Below are 14,616 nucleotides of genomic sequence, written 5' to 3' on the forward strand. Positions count from 1 at the left end.
ATGTCTGTTGTAAACTAAATCATGTAGAGATTGGTTGTATTAGTTGAAAGTAAAAAATAATAGATACAGTTTGTTGATTATCATTATCAACTATATGTTTTATTTTTTCTAAGTCTATTAAGTCTGTGTTTTTTGGGTATCCTAACTTTGATATGGCTAATTCTAACAATTATTTCCCTTAATGAAAGGATGAGGTGGCATTTATGGCATCGAATATAAAAACACAATTAGATGTAACGCAGCTACTCAAGGATGTTGAGGAGCAGTTTCAAACTTTACAAATATTAAATGAAGAAGGTCAAGTAGTCAATGAGGCTGCAATGCCAGAAATAAGTGATGAGCAGCTACAAGAACTAATGACCAGAATGGTTTATACAAGAATTTTAGATCAACGATCGATTTCTTTAAATCGCCAAGGCCGGTTGGGATTTTACGCACCTACTGCTGGTCAGGAAGCTTCACAATTAGCATCCCAGTTTGCTTTAGAAAAAGAAGATTTTATCTTACCGGGATATCGTGATGTACCACAAATCGTTTGGCATGGTTTACCTTTATCTCAAGCATTCCTTTGGTCAAGAGGGCATTTCGAGGGTATGAAAATTCCAGAGGGTGTAAATGTACTTCACCCACAAATTATTATTGGTGCACAGTATGTTCAAGCAGCTGGCGTTGCGCTTGGGATGAAAAAGCGTGGAGCAAAATCAGTTGCAATTACCTATACAGGTGATGGTGGTACTTCTCAAGGTGATTTCTATGAAGGAATTAACTTTGCGGGAGCCTACAAAGCACCAGCAATCTTCATTGTGCAAAATAATCGTTTTGCGATTTCAACACCAGTTGATAAGCAATCTGCTACAAAAACACTTGCTCAAAAGGCTGTAGCAGCAGGTATTCCTGGAATTCAAGTGGATGGAATGGATCCTTTAGCAGTATATGCAGCAGTTCGTGATGCGCGTGAGCGTGCTATAAACGGTGAAGGACCAACCTTAATCGAAACATTAACATATCGTTATGGACCTCACACAATGGCTGGTGATGATCCAACTCGATATCGTACAGCAGACCTTGATAATGAATGGGAAAAGAAGGATCCGCTCGTTAGATTCCGTAAATACCTTGAAGGCAAAGGATTATGGAATGAAGAAAAAGAAAGTGCTGTGATTGAAAAGGCAAAAGAAGATATTAAAGAGGCAATTAAAAAAGCAGATGCTGCACCAAAACAAAAGGTGACAGATTTGATGTCAATTATGTATCAGGAAATGCCACAAAACTTAAAGGAACAATTTGAACTATATCAAGCAAAGGAGTCGAAATAAACCATGGCGCAAATGACAATGATTCAAGCGATAACGGATGCACTGCGCACAGAATTGCGTAATGATCCGAATGTGTTAATATTCGGTGAGGACGTAGGTGTTAACGGAGGTGTGTTCCGCGCTACTGAAGGACTTCAAAAGGAATTCGGTGAAGAGCGAGTATTTGATACACCGTTAGCGGAATCTGGAATTGGTGGTTTGGCTGTTGGTTTATCATTACAAGGATATCGTCCGGTCCCAGAGATTCAATTCTTTGGATTTGTATTTGAGGTAATGGACTCCATTTCAGGTCAATTAGCACGCATGCGCTATCGATCTGGTGGCAGATATCATTCACCAGTAACGATCCGCTCTCCGTTTGGTGGTGGTGTTCATACTCCTGATATGCACGCTGATAGTCTAGAGGGACTTATGGCACAGCAACCAGGATTAAAGGTAGTAATACCATCAACTCCTTACGATGCAAAGGGATTATTAATTTCATCAATTCGTGATAATGATCTTGTCATTTTCTTGGAGCATATGAAATTATATCGCTCCTTCCGTCAAGAAGTGCCAGAAGAGGAATATACGATTCCACTTGGTAAGGCCGATGTAAAACGAGAAGGGACGGATTTAACAATCGTTACCTATGGTGCAATGGTACATGAGTCCTTAAAGGCTGCGGAAGAATTAGCTAAGGAAGGTCATTCAGTTGAGGTAATTGACCTCCGCACTGTTGCTCCACTTGATATCGAAACAATTATTGCTTCTGTAGAAAAAACGGGTCGAGCAATTGTTGTTCAGGAGGCGCAAAAGCAAGCTGGGATTGCTGCGCATGTCGTTGCTGAAATCAATGATCGTGCAATATTAAGCCTTGAAGCACCAGTATTACGAGTTGCTGCTCCAGATACAGTGTTCCCATTCCCACAAGCAGAGGCGGTTTGGTTACCAAATTATAAAGATGTTATCGAAACAGCAAAAAAGGTGTTAACTTTTTAAATAAATTAGTGGGATTTCTGGGACGATATAGAAGTCGATATTTTTTCAGGAATTCCTAATCCTTTCATTTATAGGACGGAAAACTTTAAGCAATTTTTCTAGGAGGGTGAATCCATTGGCATTTCAATTTAGATTGCCGGATATTGGTGAAGGTATTCACGAGGGCGAAATAGTTAAGTGGTTTGTTAAGCCAGGCGATAAAGTCCAAGAGGACGATGTATTATGTGAGGTGCAAAATGATAAAGCAGTGGTGGAAATTCCATCACCTGTAGAAGGGACAGTTGAAGAAGTTCTTGTTGGAGAAGGAACGGTTGCTACTGTTGGTCAAGTGTTAGTTACCTTTGACGCGCCTGGCTATGAGGATTTACAATTTAAAGGTGACCATGAGGAAGAAGCACCCAAAGAACCTGCAGCAGAATCGCCATCTGCACCTGCGGCTCCGCCGGTTGCTGGTACACAGGCGCCACAAGGGGCAGTTGCAAACGCTGCGGCTGAAGCTCCAGTAAATCGCCGCATTATTGCGATGCCTTCCGTTCGAAAGTACGCTCGTGATAAAGGTGTTGACATCCAACAAGTAGTAGGAACCGGAAAGAATGGTAGAATCTTGAAAGAGGATATCGATGCACATTTAACTGGTGGAACTACCGCTGCCGCTGTACCAGCAGCTCAAGAGGTTCAAACAGCTGGTGTTCCTGCAATTCAAGAAAAAACTACTCAAAAAGCGCCTATTCCACAAAGTCAGTATCCTGAAACACGGGAAAAAATGAGCGGTATTAGAAAAGCGATTGCTAAAGCAATGGTGAACTCTAAGCATACTGCTCCACACGTAACCTTAATGGATGAGGTGGATGTTACTAAGCTCGTGGCAAATCGTAAGAAATTCAAGGATATTGCAGCGCAAAAAGGAATTAAGCTTACATATCTTCCTTATGTTGTGAAGGCGCTAACGAGTGCGTTGCGTGAATTCCCTGCGTTAAATACATCACTTGATGATGCAACTGAAGAAATTGTTCATAAGCATTACTATAATATTGGAATTGCGGCAGATACGGAAAAGGGCTTGCTTGTTCCAGTAGTGAAGGATGCAGATCGCAAGTCAATCTTTAATATATCTAACGAAATTAATGAACTAGCTTCTAAAGCTCGTGAAGGCAAGCTTGCCCCAGATGAAATGAAAGGTGCGTCTTGTACGATTACAAATATTGGTTCAGCGGGCGGTCAGTGGTTTACACCTGTCATTAATCATCCAGAGGTTGCCATTTTAGGTATTGGACGGATAGCGGAAAAGCCAGTAGTTCTCAATGGTGAAATCGTTATTGCGCCTGTACTTGCCCTTTCGTTAAGCTTTGATCATCGGATGATTGATGGAGCAACGGCACAAAATGCGTTAAACCATATTAAAAAATTATTAAACGATCCAGAACTATTGTTAATGGAGGCGTAAAACGATGGTAGTAGGAGATTTTCCAATTGAAACGGATACTATAGTCATTGGGGCTGGGCCTGGTGGGTATGTTGCAGCGATTCGTGCCGCTCAGCTTGGTCAAAAGGTAACAATTATTGAAAAGGGTGAGCTTGGTGGTGTTTGTTTAAACGTCGGTTGTATCCCATCAAAAGCACTCATTTCAGCTGGACATAAATACGAAACGGCAAAGCATTCTGACTCTATTGGAATCAGTGCTGAAAATGTAAAGGTTGATTTTTCAAAGGTTCAAGCCTGGAAGGCAAGTGTTGTAAAGAAGCTAACCGGCGGGGTTGAAGGCTTATTAAAAGGTAATAAGGTGAGCATTGTTCGTGGCGAAGCGTATTTAGTTGATGCGAATACACTACGAGTGATGGATGAAAGCTCAGCGCAAACTTATACGTTCAAAAATCTTATTATTGCAACTGGCTCACGACCAATTGAATTGCCTGCATTTAAATATTCAAAACGAGTACTAGACTCAACCGGAGCACTTGCTTTACAGGAGATTCCGAATAAAATAGTCGTCATAGGCGGTGGCTATATCGGGACAGAATTAGGTGGTGCCTACGCAAACTTTGGAACGCAAGTGACCATTTTAGAAGGGCTTGATGAAATTCTTAATGGCTTTGAAAAGCAAATGTCCGCACTCGTGAAAAAGAATTTAAAGAAAAAAGGTGCTGAAATTATTACAAAGGCATTTGCAAAAGGTGTAGAAGAAACTGAGTCAGGTGTCACGGTAAGGTACGAGGTAAATGGTGAAGAAAAAACAGCTGAGGCAGATTATGTGTTTGTTATGGTTGGTCGCCGTCCGAATACAGATGAGATGGGCTTAGAGCAGGTTGGAATTGAAATTTCTGACCGTGGTATAATTCAAGTTGATAAGCAATGTCGAACTAACATAAATAATATATATGCAATTGGTGATGTTGTACCAGGTCCTCCGCTTGCCCATAAAGCATCTTACGAAGGGAAAATTGCAGCAGAAGCCATAGCTGGTCAAGCTTCTGAAATCGATTATTTAGCGATGCCAGCAGTCGTTTTCTCAGATCCTGAATTAGCTTCTGTTGGGTACAGCGAAGCTCAGGCGAAGGAAGAAGGCATCGAGGTCGTTGCTGCCAAATTCCCATTTGCGGCAAATGGACGTGCACTAGCGCTTGATGCAACAGATGGCTTTATGAAATTAGTGACTCGTAAGGAAGATGGTTTAGTAATTGGTGCACAAATAGCAGGACCAAGTGCATCTGATATGATAGCTGAATTGGCATTAGCAGTTGAAACAGGCATGACTGCTGAAGACATTGCGATGACCATTCACGCCCATCCGACATTAGGTGAAATTACAATGGAAGCTGCAGAAGTAGCTCTAGGTCATCCAATTCATATTATTAAATAACTAGCGAGAAGCTGTCCCAAAGGTCGCGATAAGATCGATCTTTGGGACAGCTTTTTTTTGGAGAGACAACGAGCCTGCTCGTTTTTAGCATAGCTTGGTTACAAAATATTACCTAAATGAAAATATCCACCTGTACCTAATCATATAATGATTTATACATGCAATGGATATAGGTAGGTAATGAGTATGAAGATAAAAGGATATATCGTGGTGTTATTCCAATTAATTATATGGAGCGGTTATTCGGTGATAGAGTGGCTTTCGCATCATGACCAACCGATATTTAATGTTCTAATGTTTTTGGTGTTTTTATATATCGCTTTTATAGTAGGGAATTCGTTTTTAAAATCAACAAGAATGACATTATTCATAACTCTTATTAGCTTAATCGTATATATATCAATCCAATTTACGTTAACGTTGATTCAGATTAGATCACCTTTTTTTGGATAAGGACAAAAAAGACGACCGCTTAAATTCGGTCGTCTTGTCCATTTTTCTGTCCCCAAAACAATCTGAGCACGATCGTAACTAATGAAAATATTATCAGAAAGAAACTGAGAAAAGATAATATAAACGGAAAAAAGTGAAGCTTTGTTTCTTTTTTTAGAGGCGAAGCAAAGTTAACTTCAATTGGATATTGTTGTTCTTTTTTAGGTAGGTAAATTTCCTGTTCTGCGAATGGAAAAGGTCCACCAAATTTTGCGTTTCTATGTATTTCAGTCGGTTTTTTTTCAAAATAAACCGCGAAAAGATACGGTGAGAAACTCGTGGTGATGAAACTTAAAATTGATAGTAGAATAATCCTTTTCTTTAACATTGAACACCTCTTGTTGAATTTATCCTGGTAAACTTCATACCTATTTTCTTGGGTAGTGGTACATTACTCTTCCATTAAAAAGGTGGAGTTCTCCTTTAAGCTTCTTTGATAAAAATTTGCAAAACTCATTTGCTTTACCTTTATCTCCAGCAGTGGATCTTTCAGGTAGTGTAATTTGAATATACGTTTGTTCTCTTTCGGAACCATCCTCATCCTTAACCAGTTCTTGATCAATACCGATTAAGATAGCATAATAGCGGTCTAGCGTCCCAGAAAGGTAAAACCATTTTCCTTGGCTGCTTTCGTGTTCCTTTATATCATAAGGAAAAGCTGACTGCTCATAATTCCAATCAAGCTGATCCCCAGTCTTTGCGGTAATTTCCTTATAATAATTAAAGTGATTTTTCAGTTCCTCTGTCGTAATGGTTTGTTGTGCTGAAGCAGGAACAAGCTTAATATAAGCATTTTGTGCCATTTTCCAATCCCCCGGTTTCTAAAATAATACTCAATTCTTCACTATTATAACATGGCTTAAAGAATTATGAAGAAACTAAGGGACTTTCGATGTATTTTACAAATAAATCCATTGCAAAAAGTGAAAAAGCAAGTTATAATAAAATTCTAAATATTCAAAAAATAATGTTTTAAAGGGAGGTTTTTTATGGTAATTTTCGAAAAACTATATGATGAATCAGAAAAGGTAAAAGTTAGGTTTATAGGCTTTACCACTGAATCCACACGTTATGATTTTGGGATTGTCTACACAAATCTATTTTTTGGTAAGCCCCTCGTTGTCTGCATGCAGACAGGCCGCTCAACTCTCCTCGACCCGAAAGATCTGGAAGATACAGAATACCTTAAAAACGCATTCAAAATTTCCGATGAACAGCAAGCATTGGATTTAATTGAGTTTTTCAAGAGTGCCTTACCAAGTGTACCATTTGAACCTCAATATGAATAGAAACGCAAAAAAACAGACCTTTTCAAGGTCTGTTTTTTAATGTGTCATACTTATTTCTAATAACTAATTTTTTTATTAACAATAGTTCCATCATTTACTAACTAAAAAAGTTAATGTGACATACAAATTAGGCTTGAAATTATAATAGTGTTATATTATTATCAAATTAAGAAATCGAATAAAAACGCTTACACCAAATTTTGATGAATTTTTCCGAAGGGAAGGGAATCCATAGTGGGTACAATCGTTTGTCAAACATGTGATGCGACTATTGATCATTTTGAAGATGAAAAGGTAACTGTTCTTTATGCTAAGTGTCAATGCTGTAACGAGGACAAAAAAGAAACAAAAGAACATTAATAATATGAAAAAAAGCATGCAAAGGCATGCTTTTTTCATTTTAATAAATATTCCAATTAAAAGGGCTGGGACAAAAGTATTTCGGTTTAACTAAAAACGAATGTGTGTCTATTCACTTGATTGTTGATTTTCCATAATGGGTCTAATTCAAGATGGATTTTGCTAGGGATTTTGAAATTTTGCTAGGTTTTAGATGAAAAATGCGAGGTTTTTCTTGGAAAACGTGATTGTTTTTAGGTTGAGTCCACATTATTTTTGATAAAAATCATCGTTTTTGGTTAAAAAATAAGTATTTTTCACGATTTCATTTAATTAGTGAGGGAGTATTTGCACAACTTTTCTGTGATATGCACATGAAATAGTGGATATGCTTCATTTGAAAAAATATATGATACAACTTTTTGGATATATGCACGACTTTTAAAATATATGCACAACTTTTGATAGGTACCAAAAATATATGCACAGGAAAATCAGGATATGCACACAAATATACATTTATGAACACATTTCACCTTATTTGCACAACTCGAAATTTAGGTGCCACCACCCGAATTTTTTTACCACAATAAAAACAAGACATGGATAAAACCTAGTTTTGATACAAAAAAGCCTGTGGAATTTTTACGATGGGTAAAATTTCACAGGCTTTGTCTTTTTCATGTATAGAGGCTAGTTTTATCCTAGTCGCTTTAACTTTTCTATTTAATTGCTCGATGCTCTTTAATTACTCTTACATTTTTCAGTTCATCATCTTCTGCACCTTGAACTGGCAAGCCTGCATCAATGTTTTTTTGAATATACTTTATGTTTTCTTCGGTAATGATTTCGCCAGGGATAAAAATTGGTATGCCTGGTGGGTATACCATCACGAATTCTGCAATGATTCTTCCAGCTGAGTGTTCCAGTGGAATTGATTCTGTATCAGCATAAAAAGCATCTCGAGGAGTCAATTGCAATAATGGAATATCAGGAAGCATGACCTTCGTATGAACCTTCTCAGCTTGGTGGCTGAAATCAGATGCCAAATGCTTTAATGCTCTAATCAGGATATCTGCTTCATTTTCTGTATCTCCTGGAGTGATAATACAAAGGATATTGTATAAATCAGACATCTCGACTTCGATGTTATAATTCTCGCGTAGCCATTTTTCTACATCGTAACCCGTAATTCCTAGGTCCTTTACAGAAATGACTAACTTAGTCGGATCATAGCCAAAAGCTGCTTTTGAATTTAGTATTTCCTTGCCCATACAATGCAAGAATTCAATTTCATTTACCTTTTCGCGAATTGAATTAGCTATTGAAATGGCCCTTTCCACCAATTCTCTTCCTTCTGTTGCTAATCTCTTCCTAGCAACATCTAAAGATGCTAGCAGTAAGTATGAAGTGGATGTGGTTGTCAGCATACTTAATACGCTTTGGACTCGTTTTGCTGAGACAAGGCCTTCTCTCATATTCAAAATCGAGCTTTGTGTCATGGAGCCTCCTAGTTTGTGGACGCTCGTCGCAGCAATATCAGCACCTGCTTGCATTGCTGACAATGGCATTTCTTCGTGAAAATGAATATGAACACCATGAGCTTCATCAACAAGCACAGGTACATTATATGAATGAGCAATTTCCACGATTTTTTGTAAATCTGCGGCAACTCCAAAGTAGGTAGGATTAATGACTAATACACCTTTGGCATCTGGGTGCTGTTGCAGGGCATGCTCTACAGCATCAGTTGTGATTCCGTGTGAAATTCCCAAATATTTATCGATGACTGGACGGGTAAAAATCGGAATAGCACCAGAAAAAACAATGGCGGACATAACCGATTTATGGACGTTCCTTGGCACGATAATTTTATCACCAGGACCACAAACGCTCATAATCATAGCGATGATGGCACCACTGGTTCCTTGAACAGAAAAAAATGTATGATCAGCACCAAATGCTTCAGCGGCTAAATCTTGAGCTTCTTTAATAATACCCTTTGGTGAATGAAGATCATCTAAGGGACCAATATTTATCAAATCAATAGAAAGAGCATTATCCCCTATGAACTCACGGAATTTCGGGTCAATTCCCGCTCCTTTTTTATGTCCAGGGATATGAAATTGGACAGGGTTCTTCTGGGCATGTTCAACCAGCCCATCAAATAACGGTGTATTGTATTGAGACAACTTTTTCCCACACCTCTTTACTAATTAATGTGTTCATTTATACATAAAACAAAAGAATTATAGCATTATTCATACCCTTTGCCTAGTAAATAATTTTTAACGTTTATATGTGTGGGTTCCTAACAATATTGTTTGAAAAAAACAGGAATCTAACCCAAGGAAGAAGAAAAATAAAATGTGGGTAAAATAAAGAAAATTCTAAAGGGAAGTGGATATGATGGAATACCAGTACCCAATTGATCCAAATTGGAATACAGAAGAAATTATTGATGTGATAAAATTTTTTGAATCTGTTGAAAAGGGATATGAAACTGGCATTGATCGAGAAATTCTAATGAAGAATTACCGCAGGTTTAAAGAAATTGTGCCAAGTAAATCTGAGGAAAAGAAAATATTCGATGAGTTTGAAGAAACGAGTGGATACTCATCCTATTTAATAATTAAGAAAAGTAAAGAAACAAATGACATGAAATCAATCAAAATGTAATAGGATAAATATAAGCCACAAGGGCACTAGCACTTTTCGTTGGCTGGGACCCTCGTGGCTTATCTTAAATTGAAGTCATATTATATAGAGGTGTTAGTTTTTCAAACACAAATTGAAATTGTTTTAGCATTGCCTCTGGGCTCATTTGAACCGCATTGGAACGTGGAATTTGATAGCCGCAAAGTATCTCCGCTTTTTTAACCTTAATAAGGCGTTCAAACATCGTAAGAAGCTGTTCAGAATTCAAATGTTGATGTGAGATTGTCTCCGGTTTTGTATGGTCTAAGGACCAAACGAAATCCGCCGGAATCATGCTTTGAATTTCATCGAGACTCTCGATAAAATTCTTGCCAATTTCCTCTTTGCGTGGACATTCATAAATGACTGCAAACCAGATAAATAAGTGACTTTCCCATAGACCAATTTGAAAATGGGGAAGCATTTTATATCCTCGTGAATTGTTCGCGAATGCTACCCAAGTATCCTTTGGAGGGTTTTTTGTCCTTCGCGCATGTTTGGCAACGTGGGGGAACATTTCTTGTCCAGTTAAGGCCGTTAAGCTTGGTGCAAAATGGTTTCCGAGTAGTTCAAGCTTTGGTCGAACAGTACGAATTAATGCTTCCATCCTTTGCTCTAATCCATCTATTTTAAAAAGATCAAAATCTTCATTAGTTAAACCAGAAAATGACGACATGATTTTTACCTCCTGCAGAATTTGTAAAACATTGTAGCACACCACATCCATTACAGGAAATTTGATGCTTACTGTAGGAAAATATTTAGATGCTAGGTTTCAGCACAAATTTGTTGCATCAAGAGCTAATACCTCATATTATAATATTAAAAATAGTCAGAAAATTAAATTTATTTAACGAAGGGAGATTATGCTATTGAAACAATTAGTAAACTCTAATCGAAAGAAATCGATTGTAAATGAAAGAGCAGCAGTCCTTAGGTTGGAATTAGATTATGAATTGGCTACGCTTTTTGAAGCTATGGGTGAGAAGAATGATGCTAAGCAAAAAGATTGTAAGCAAAAGCTTGAAAGAATTAGAAATGAACTAATTAGATTAAAAGTGCTCTAATCTGAAATAAATTTTTAAAGACACCAAAGGAGTAAGGAATAAAAAATGGATGTCAAAATCAGTTCAATAGTGGCTTTCTGAAAACGAACTCCAAACAAAAAATTGGGGTTCGTTTATTATTATCAATCATTTGGACAGGCGGTATTGTTTGAAACAATTTGAAAAGACATAGTATAATTTAAACATGCTTGAATTATCTGGAAAAATGCCCAAGTTGGGAGGAAATAGCATGACGAATTGGCAAGAAATAGATACATATGCTAAGCAATGGGTTAAAGAGGCTGGTGCAATGATAAGGGCGTCCTTTTCAGAAACACTCAATATTCAAACTAAATCAAATCCGAATGACCTTGTTACGAATATAGACAAGGCAACAGAACGATTTTTTATAGAGAAAATTAAAACGACTTATCCAAACCATACCATTCTCGGTGAGGAGGGCTTAGAGGAAACCCCAGCTGAATTTGGAGGAATTGTTTGGATTATTGATCCGATCGATGGGACGATGAACTTTGTTCATCAACAACGTAATTTTGCGATTTCAATAGGAATTTACGAGCAAGGCATAGGACAAATTGGACTAATATACGATGTCGTTCACAATGAGCTCTATCATGCTCAAAAAGGTAAAGGAGCTTATTTAAATGAAATTTCACTTCCATTATTAGCAGAGGTTGAAGTGAAAGAAGCCATTATTGGTATAAATGCATCGTGGATCATTGAAAATTCCCGAATTGATTCTCATCTACTAGCAGCATTAGCTCAAGATGCACGTGCAACAAGATCGCTCGGTTCGGCTGCTCTAGAAATTGCCTACGTTGTATCTGGAAGAATAGATGCTTATATTTCGTTAAGACTTTCTCCATGGGATTTTGCCGCTGGAAAGGTACTTATCGAAGAGGTTGGTGGAGTGGCTACTACCTTAAGGGGCGATTCATTAAAACTCTCTGGAGAAAATACGGTGCTTGTTTCTAAGCCAGGACTGCATCGGGAGTTATTGGAAAAATATTTAATGAGCGGAAAATGGTAAATAGTTTACACAAAAGAAAAAATCCCTGTTTTGATTTCAGGGATTTTTTCTATGATTGCTTAGAAAATTATCAAATTTAACGATGTGGAAAAGTTTCACAACGTTATACACTTCCAGCTCCAGCGCCTAGGGGCTCGGGGTCACAAGTTTGTCTAGTGAAAGTGGCTAGGAGCTGAGTACATAAGCCAAATCCCTCCAGAGATTATCATCTCTTGCGTGATTCGTCTTACGCCCGTCGCTCCTGAACGAGCCACTTTCACTTTTCCTACAATCCCTTCCGGAAATCAGGATTTCCTGCAGGGCTCGCTTTGTGCCTGTCGCCCCCTGAGCAAGGCGCTTCCGCTTTTGTTTTTAAGGTTGTTGTCCGCCTAATAATTTCTTTTTCATTGAGAAGCCGAGACCAAATGAAGCAATTGTTGCGATGGTGCAGCCGATAATCCCCAAGATACTTCTTTCTGCCACAGCAATTCCAATACCCGCTATACATGCTGCTGCCAAAACCGCAAATAATAAAAATAGCCATTTAATTTTCATTACTATACCCCTTTTTTATAATCCATATTGCCATAATAATAAAGATATTGAATATTGTACTACAAAATCATTATTAGTTTCTATTCATTTGTGTTATAATATCTCAGTTATGTAGACATAAGGGGTTTCACGAAAATATGAGGAGTGAATTTTTTGGAATTAAGAAATGATATACGCAATATTGCTATTATTGCTCACGTTGACCATGGGAAAACAACCCTAGTTGATCAGCTTTTAAAACAGGCAGGAACGTTCCGTTCAAATGAACATGTTGAAGAGCGAGCAATGGATTCAAATGATCTTGAGAGAGAACGTGGAATTACCATCTTAGCTAAAAATACAGCCATTCAATATAAAGACACAAGAATTAATATTTTAGATACACCTGGACACGCCGATTTCGGTGGAGAAGTAGAGCGGATCATGAAAATGGTTGATGGTGTATTACTAGTTGTAGACGCGTACGAAGGATGTATGCCACAGACACGGTTTGTTTTGAAAAAAGCATTAGAACAAAATCTTACCCCGATTGTTGTTGTAAATAAAATTGATCGTGATTTTGCTAGACCTGAAGAAGTAATTGACGAAGTATTAGACCTGTTTATTGAACTAGAAGCAAATGAAGATCAGCTTGATTTCCCAGTAGTATATGCTTCAGCTATTAATGGAACTGCAAGTGTTGATCCAGATCCTGCGAACCAAGACGAAAATATGCAGTGCTTATATGATTCGATTATCGAACATATTCCAGCTCCGGTGAATAATAGCGATGAGCCATTACAATTCCAGGTTGCATTATTAGATTATAATGATTATGTAGGTAGAATTGGGATTGGGCGTGTTTTCCGAGGAACTATTAATGTTGGCCAACAGGTAGCTTTAATGAAGCTAGACGGTTCAATTAAGCAATTCCGTGTTTCAAAAATCTTTGGTTTCTTTGGCTTAAAGCGTCAAGAAATTCAAGAAGCAAAAGCTGGAGACCTTATTGCGTTATCTGGTATGGAGGACATCAATGTCGGTGAAACGGTTTGTCCAGTTGAACACCAGGAAGCACTTCCGGTCCTTCGCATCGATGAGCCAACGTTACAAATGACTTTCGTTGTAAACAATAGCCCATTTGCCGGTAGAGAAGGAAAATTCATTACTTCAAGAAAAATTGAAGAAAGATTACGCGCTCAGCTTCAAACAGATGTAAGTCTTCGTGTAGAAAATACTGATTCACCAGATGCATGGATTGTATCAGGTCGTGGTGAACTTCATCTTTCTATACTAATTGAAAATATGCGTCGTGAAGGCTATGAGCTTCAAGTTTCAAAGCCTGAAGTTATTGTCCGTGAAATTGATGGTGTTCGTTGTGAGCCAATCGAGCGAGTTCAAATTGATGTTCCAGAGGAGCACACTGGTGCGGTTATGGAATCAATTGGAGCTCGTAAAGGTGAGATGCTTGATATGGTAAATAATGGTTCTGGACAAGTTCGCTTAACTTTCAATGTACCTGCTCGTGGTTTAATTGGTTATACAACTGAATTTTTAACATTAACACGAGGCTATGGTATCATTAACCATACGTTTGACAGCTATCAACCGATGCAACCAGGACAAGTAGGCGGAAGACGTCAAGGTGTGCTTGTATCTATGGAATCAGGTAAGGCTTCAACCTATGGTATTATGCAAGTAGAGGATCGTGGAACAATCTTTGTTGAGCCAGGAACTGAAATTTATGAAGGTATGATTGTTGGAGAGCATACAAGAGAAAACGATATTACTGTTAATATTGTTAAAGTTAAACATGCTACAAATATTCGTTCTGCCAACAAAGATCAAACATCTGTGATTAAAAAGCCACGGATTATGACACTTGAAGAGTCATTAGAATATTTAAATGAAGATGAGTATTGCGAAGTAACTCCAGAATCGATTCGTTTACGTAAAAAAATCTTAGATAAGAACGAACGTGAAAAGGCAGCGAAGAAAAAGAAAATGGCAGAGTTAAGCTAATTAAAAGGGAGTGAC

Annotated in this window: 15 protein-coding genes; 10 read left to right on the forward strand and 5 right to left on the reverse strand. The window is 37.9% G+C overall.

Features of this window, described 5'->3' with window-relative positions; genetic code table 11:
- Positions 1 to 203: 203 nt before the first annotated feature.
- The 4 genes from pdhA (at position 204) to lpdA (ending at position 5,155) form a co-directional block, all read left to right on the forward strand.
- Positions 204 to 1,316 carry a pyruvate dehydrogenase (acetyl-transferring) E1 component subunit alpha gene (gene pdhA, locus FXW34_RS00500; protein ID WP_147531815.1) on the forward strand — a complete coding sequence of 371 codons (1,113 nt, stop codon included), beginning with the start codon at positions 204 to 206 and terminating at the stop codon, positions 1,314 to 1,316.
- A 3-nt stretch (positions 1,317 to 1,319) separates the two neighbouring features.
- Positions 1,320 to 2,297, forward strand: coding sequence for an alpha-ketoacid dehydrogenase subunit beta (locus FXW34_RS00505; protein ID WP_147531817.1), 978 nt, complete (start codon positions 1,320 to 1,322; stop codon positions 2,295 to 2,297).
- A 115-nt stretch (positions 2,298 to 2,412) separates the two neighbouring features.
- On the forward strand, positions 2,413 to 3,741 hold the full coding sequence (locus tag FXW34_RS00510) for a dihydrolipoamide acetyltransferase family protein (RefSeq protein ID WP_147531819.1): 1,329 nt from the start codon (positions 2,413 to 2,415) through the stop codon (positions 3,739 to 3,741).
- Positions 3,742 to 3,745: 4 nt separating this feature from the next.
- Positions 3,746 to 5,155, forward strand: a complete 1,410-nt coding sequence (gene lpdA / locus FXW34_RS00515) for a dihydrolipoyl dehydrogenase (RefSeq protein WP_147531821.1) — start codon at positions 3,746 to 3,748, stop codon at positions 5,153 to 5,155.
- 472 nt (positions 5,156 to 5,627) lie between these two features.
- Here the strand turns inward: lpdA and FXW34_RS00525 are convergent, their stop codons facing one another.
- Positions 5,628 to 5,975: a hypothetical protein gene (locus tag FXW34_RS00525; protein ID WP_147531823.1), complete on the reverse strand. Its 348-nt coding sequence runs from the start codon at positions 5,973 to 5,975 to the stop codon at positions 5,628 to 5,630.
- Positions 5,976 to 6,015: 40 nt separating this feature from the next.
- Complete coding sequence (locus FXW34_RS00530; RefSeq protein ID WP_147531826.1) at positions 6,016 to 6,450, reverse strand: DUF1885 family protein; 435 nt, start codon at positions 6,448 to 6,450, stop codon at positions 6,016 to 6,018.
- Between the two features lie 186 nt (positions 6,451 to 6,636).
- Between FXW34_RS00530 and FXW34_RS00535 the strand changes: the two genes are divergently transcribed.
- Entirely contained in the window at positions 6,637 to 6,936 is a 300-nt protein-coding gene (locus FXW34_RS00535) for a DUF3055 domain-containing protein (RefSeq protein ID WP_147531828.1), read from the forward strand.
- 234 nt (positions 6,937 to 7,170) lie between these two features.
- Positions 7,171 to 7,296 carry a GapA-binding peptide SR1P gene (locus tag FXW34_RS00540; RefSeq protein ID WP_147531830.1) on the forward strand — a complete coding sequence of 42 codons (126 nt, stop codon included), beginning with the start codon at positions 7,171 to 7,173 and terminating at the stop codon, positions 7,294 to 7,296.
- Positions 7,297 to 7,997: 701 nt separating this feature from the next.
- Here the strand turns inward: FXW34_RS00540 and FXW34_RS00545 are convergent.
- Complete coding sequence (locus FXW34_RS00545; RefSeq protein WP_147531832.1) at positions 7,998 to 9,467, reverse strand: aminotransferase class I/II-fold pyridoxal phosphate-dependent enzyme; 1,470 nt, start codon at positions 9,465 to 9,467, stop codon at positions 7,998 to 8,000.
- Positions 9,468 to 9,684: 217 nt separating this feature from the next.
- Between FXW34_RS00545 and FXW34_RS00550 the strand changes: the two genes are divergently transcribed.
- Positions 9,685 to 9,954: a UPF0223 family protein gene (locus FXW34_RS00550; protein ID WP_147531834.1), complete on the forward strand. Its 270-nt coding sequence runs from the start codon at positions 9,685 to 9,687 to the stop codon at positions 9,952 to 9,954.
- 64 nt (positions 9,955 to 10,018) lie between these two features.
- Here the strand turns inward: FXW34_RS00550 and FXW34_RS00555 are convergent, their stop codons facing one another.
- Positions 10,019 to 10,648: a YktB family protein gene (locus FXW34_RS00555; RefSeq protein WP_147531836.1), complete on the reverse strand. Its 630-nt coding sequence runs from the start codon at positions 10,646 to 10,648 to the stop codon at positions 10,019 to 10,021.
- A 196-nt stretch (positions 10,649 to 10,844) separates the two neighbouring features.
- Between FXW34_RS00555 and FXW34_RS00560 the strand changes: the two genes are divergently transcribed.
- Both FXW34_RS00560 and FXW34_RS00565 read left to right on the forward strand, forming a co-directional pair.
- Positions 10,845 to 11,039 carry a hypothetical protein gene (locus FXW34_RS00560; protein WP_147531838.1) on the forward strand — a complete coding sequence of 65 codons (195 nt, stop codon included), beginning with the start codon at positions 10,845 to 10,847 and terminating at the stop codon, positions 11,037 to 11,039.
- 229 nt (positions 11,040 to 11,268) lie between these two features.
- Entirely contained in the window at positions 11,269 to 12,069 is an 801-nt protein-coding gene (locus FXW34_RS00565; RefSeq protein ID WP_147531840.1) for an inositol monophosphatase family protein, read from the forward strand.
- A gap of 351 nt (positions 12,070 to 12,420) precedes the next feature.
- On the opposite strand, the gene FXW34_RS00570 is transcribed toward FXW34_RS00565, so the two are convergent.
- The gene (locus tag FXW34_RS00570) at positions 12,421 to 12,603 is read right to left on the reverse strand and encodes a YlaF family protein (RefSeq protein WP_147531842.1); all 183 of its coding nucleotides are present in this window, start codon (positions 12,601 to 12,603) and stop codon (positions 12,421 to 12,423) included.
- Between the two features lie 153 nt (positions 12,604 to 12,756).
- Here FXW34_RS00570 and typA point away from each other — a divergent pair, with 153 nt between their 5' ends.
- Positions 12,757 to 14,601 (forward strand): translational GTPase TypA, encoded by a 1,845-nt coding sequence (typA, locus tag FXW34_RS00575; RefSeq protein WP_147531844.1) that lies wholly within the window; start codon positions 12,757 to 12,759, stop codon positions 14,599 to 14,601.
- The last annotated feature ends 15 nt before the right edge of the window (positions 14,602 to 14,616 follow it).

The sequence above is a fragment of the Bacillus marasmi genome, assembly GCF_902168435.1.
GTDB lineage: Bacteria > Bacillota > Bacilli > Bacillales > Cytobacillaceae > Bacillus_BU > Bacillus_BU marasmi.

What these genes read in the sequence shown, in the direction of transcription:
- pdhA (WP_147531815.1), top strand. Translation starts at nt 204, where the DNA reads ATGGCATCGAATATAAAAACACAATTAGATGTAACGCAGCTACTCAAG.
- FXW34_RS00505 (WP_147531817.1), top strand. Translation starts at nt 1,320, where the DNA reads ATGGCGCAAATGACAATGATTCAAGCGATAACGGATGCACTGCGCACA.
- lpdA (WP_147531821.1), top strand. Translation starts at nt 3,746, where the DNA reads ATGGTAGTAGGAGATTTTCCAATTGAAACGGATACTATAGTCATTGGG.
- FXW34_RS00525 (WP_147531823.1), bottom strand. Translation starts at nt 5,975, where the DNA reads ATGTTAAAGAAAAGGATTATTCTACTATCAATTTTAAGTTTCATCACC.
- FXW34_RS00530 (WP_147531826.1), bottom strand. Translation starts at nt 6,450, where the DNA reads ATGGCACAAAATGCTTATATTAAGCTTGTTCCTGCTTCAGCACAACAA.
- FXW34_RS00535 (WP_147531828.1), top strand. Translation starts at nt 6,637, where the DNA reads ATGGTAATTTTCGAAAAACTATATGATGAATCAGAAAAGGTAAAAGTT.
- FXW34_RS00550 (WP_147531834.1), top strand. Translation starts at nt 9,685, where the DNA reads ATGGAATACCAGTACCCAATTGATCCAAATTGGAATACAGAAGAAATT.
- FXW34_RS00555 (WP_147531836.1), bottom strand. Translation starts at nt 10,648, where the DNA reads ATGTCGTCATTTTCTGGTTTAACTAATGAAGATTTTGATCTTTTTAAA.
- FXW34_RS00565 (WP_147531840.1), top strand. Translation starts at nt 11,269, where the DNA reads ATGACGAATTGGCAAGAAATAGATACATATGCTAAGCAATGGGTTAAA.
- FXW34_RS00570 (WP_147531842.1), bottom strand. Translation starts at nt 12,603, where the DNA reads ATGAAAATTAAATGGCTATTTTTATTATTTGCGGTTTTGGCAGCAGCA.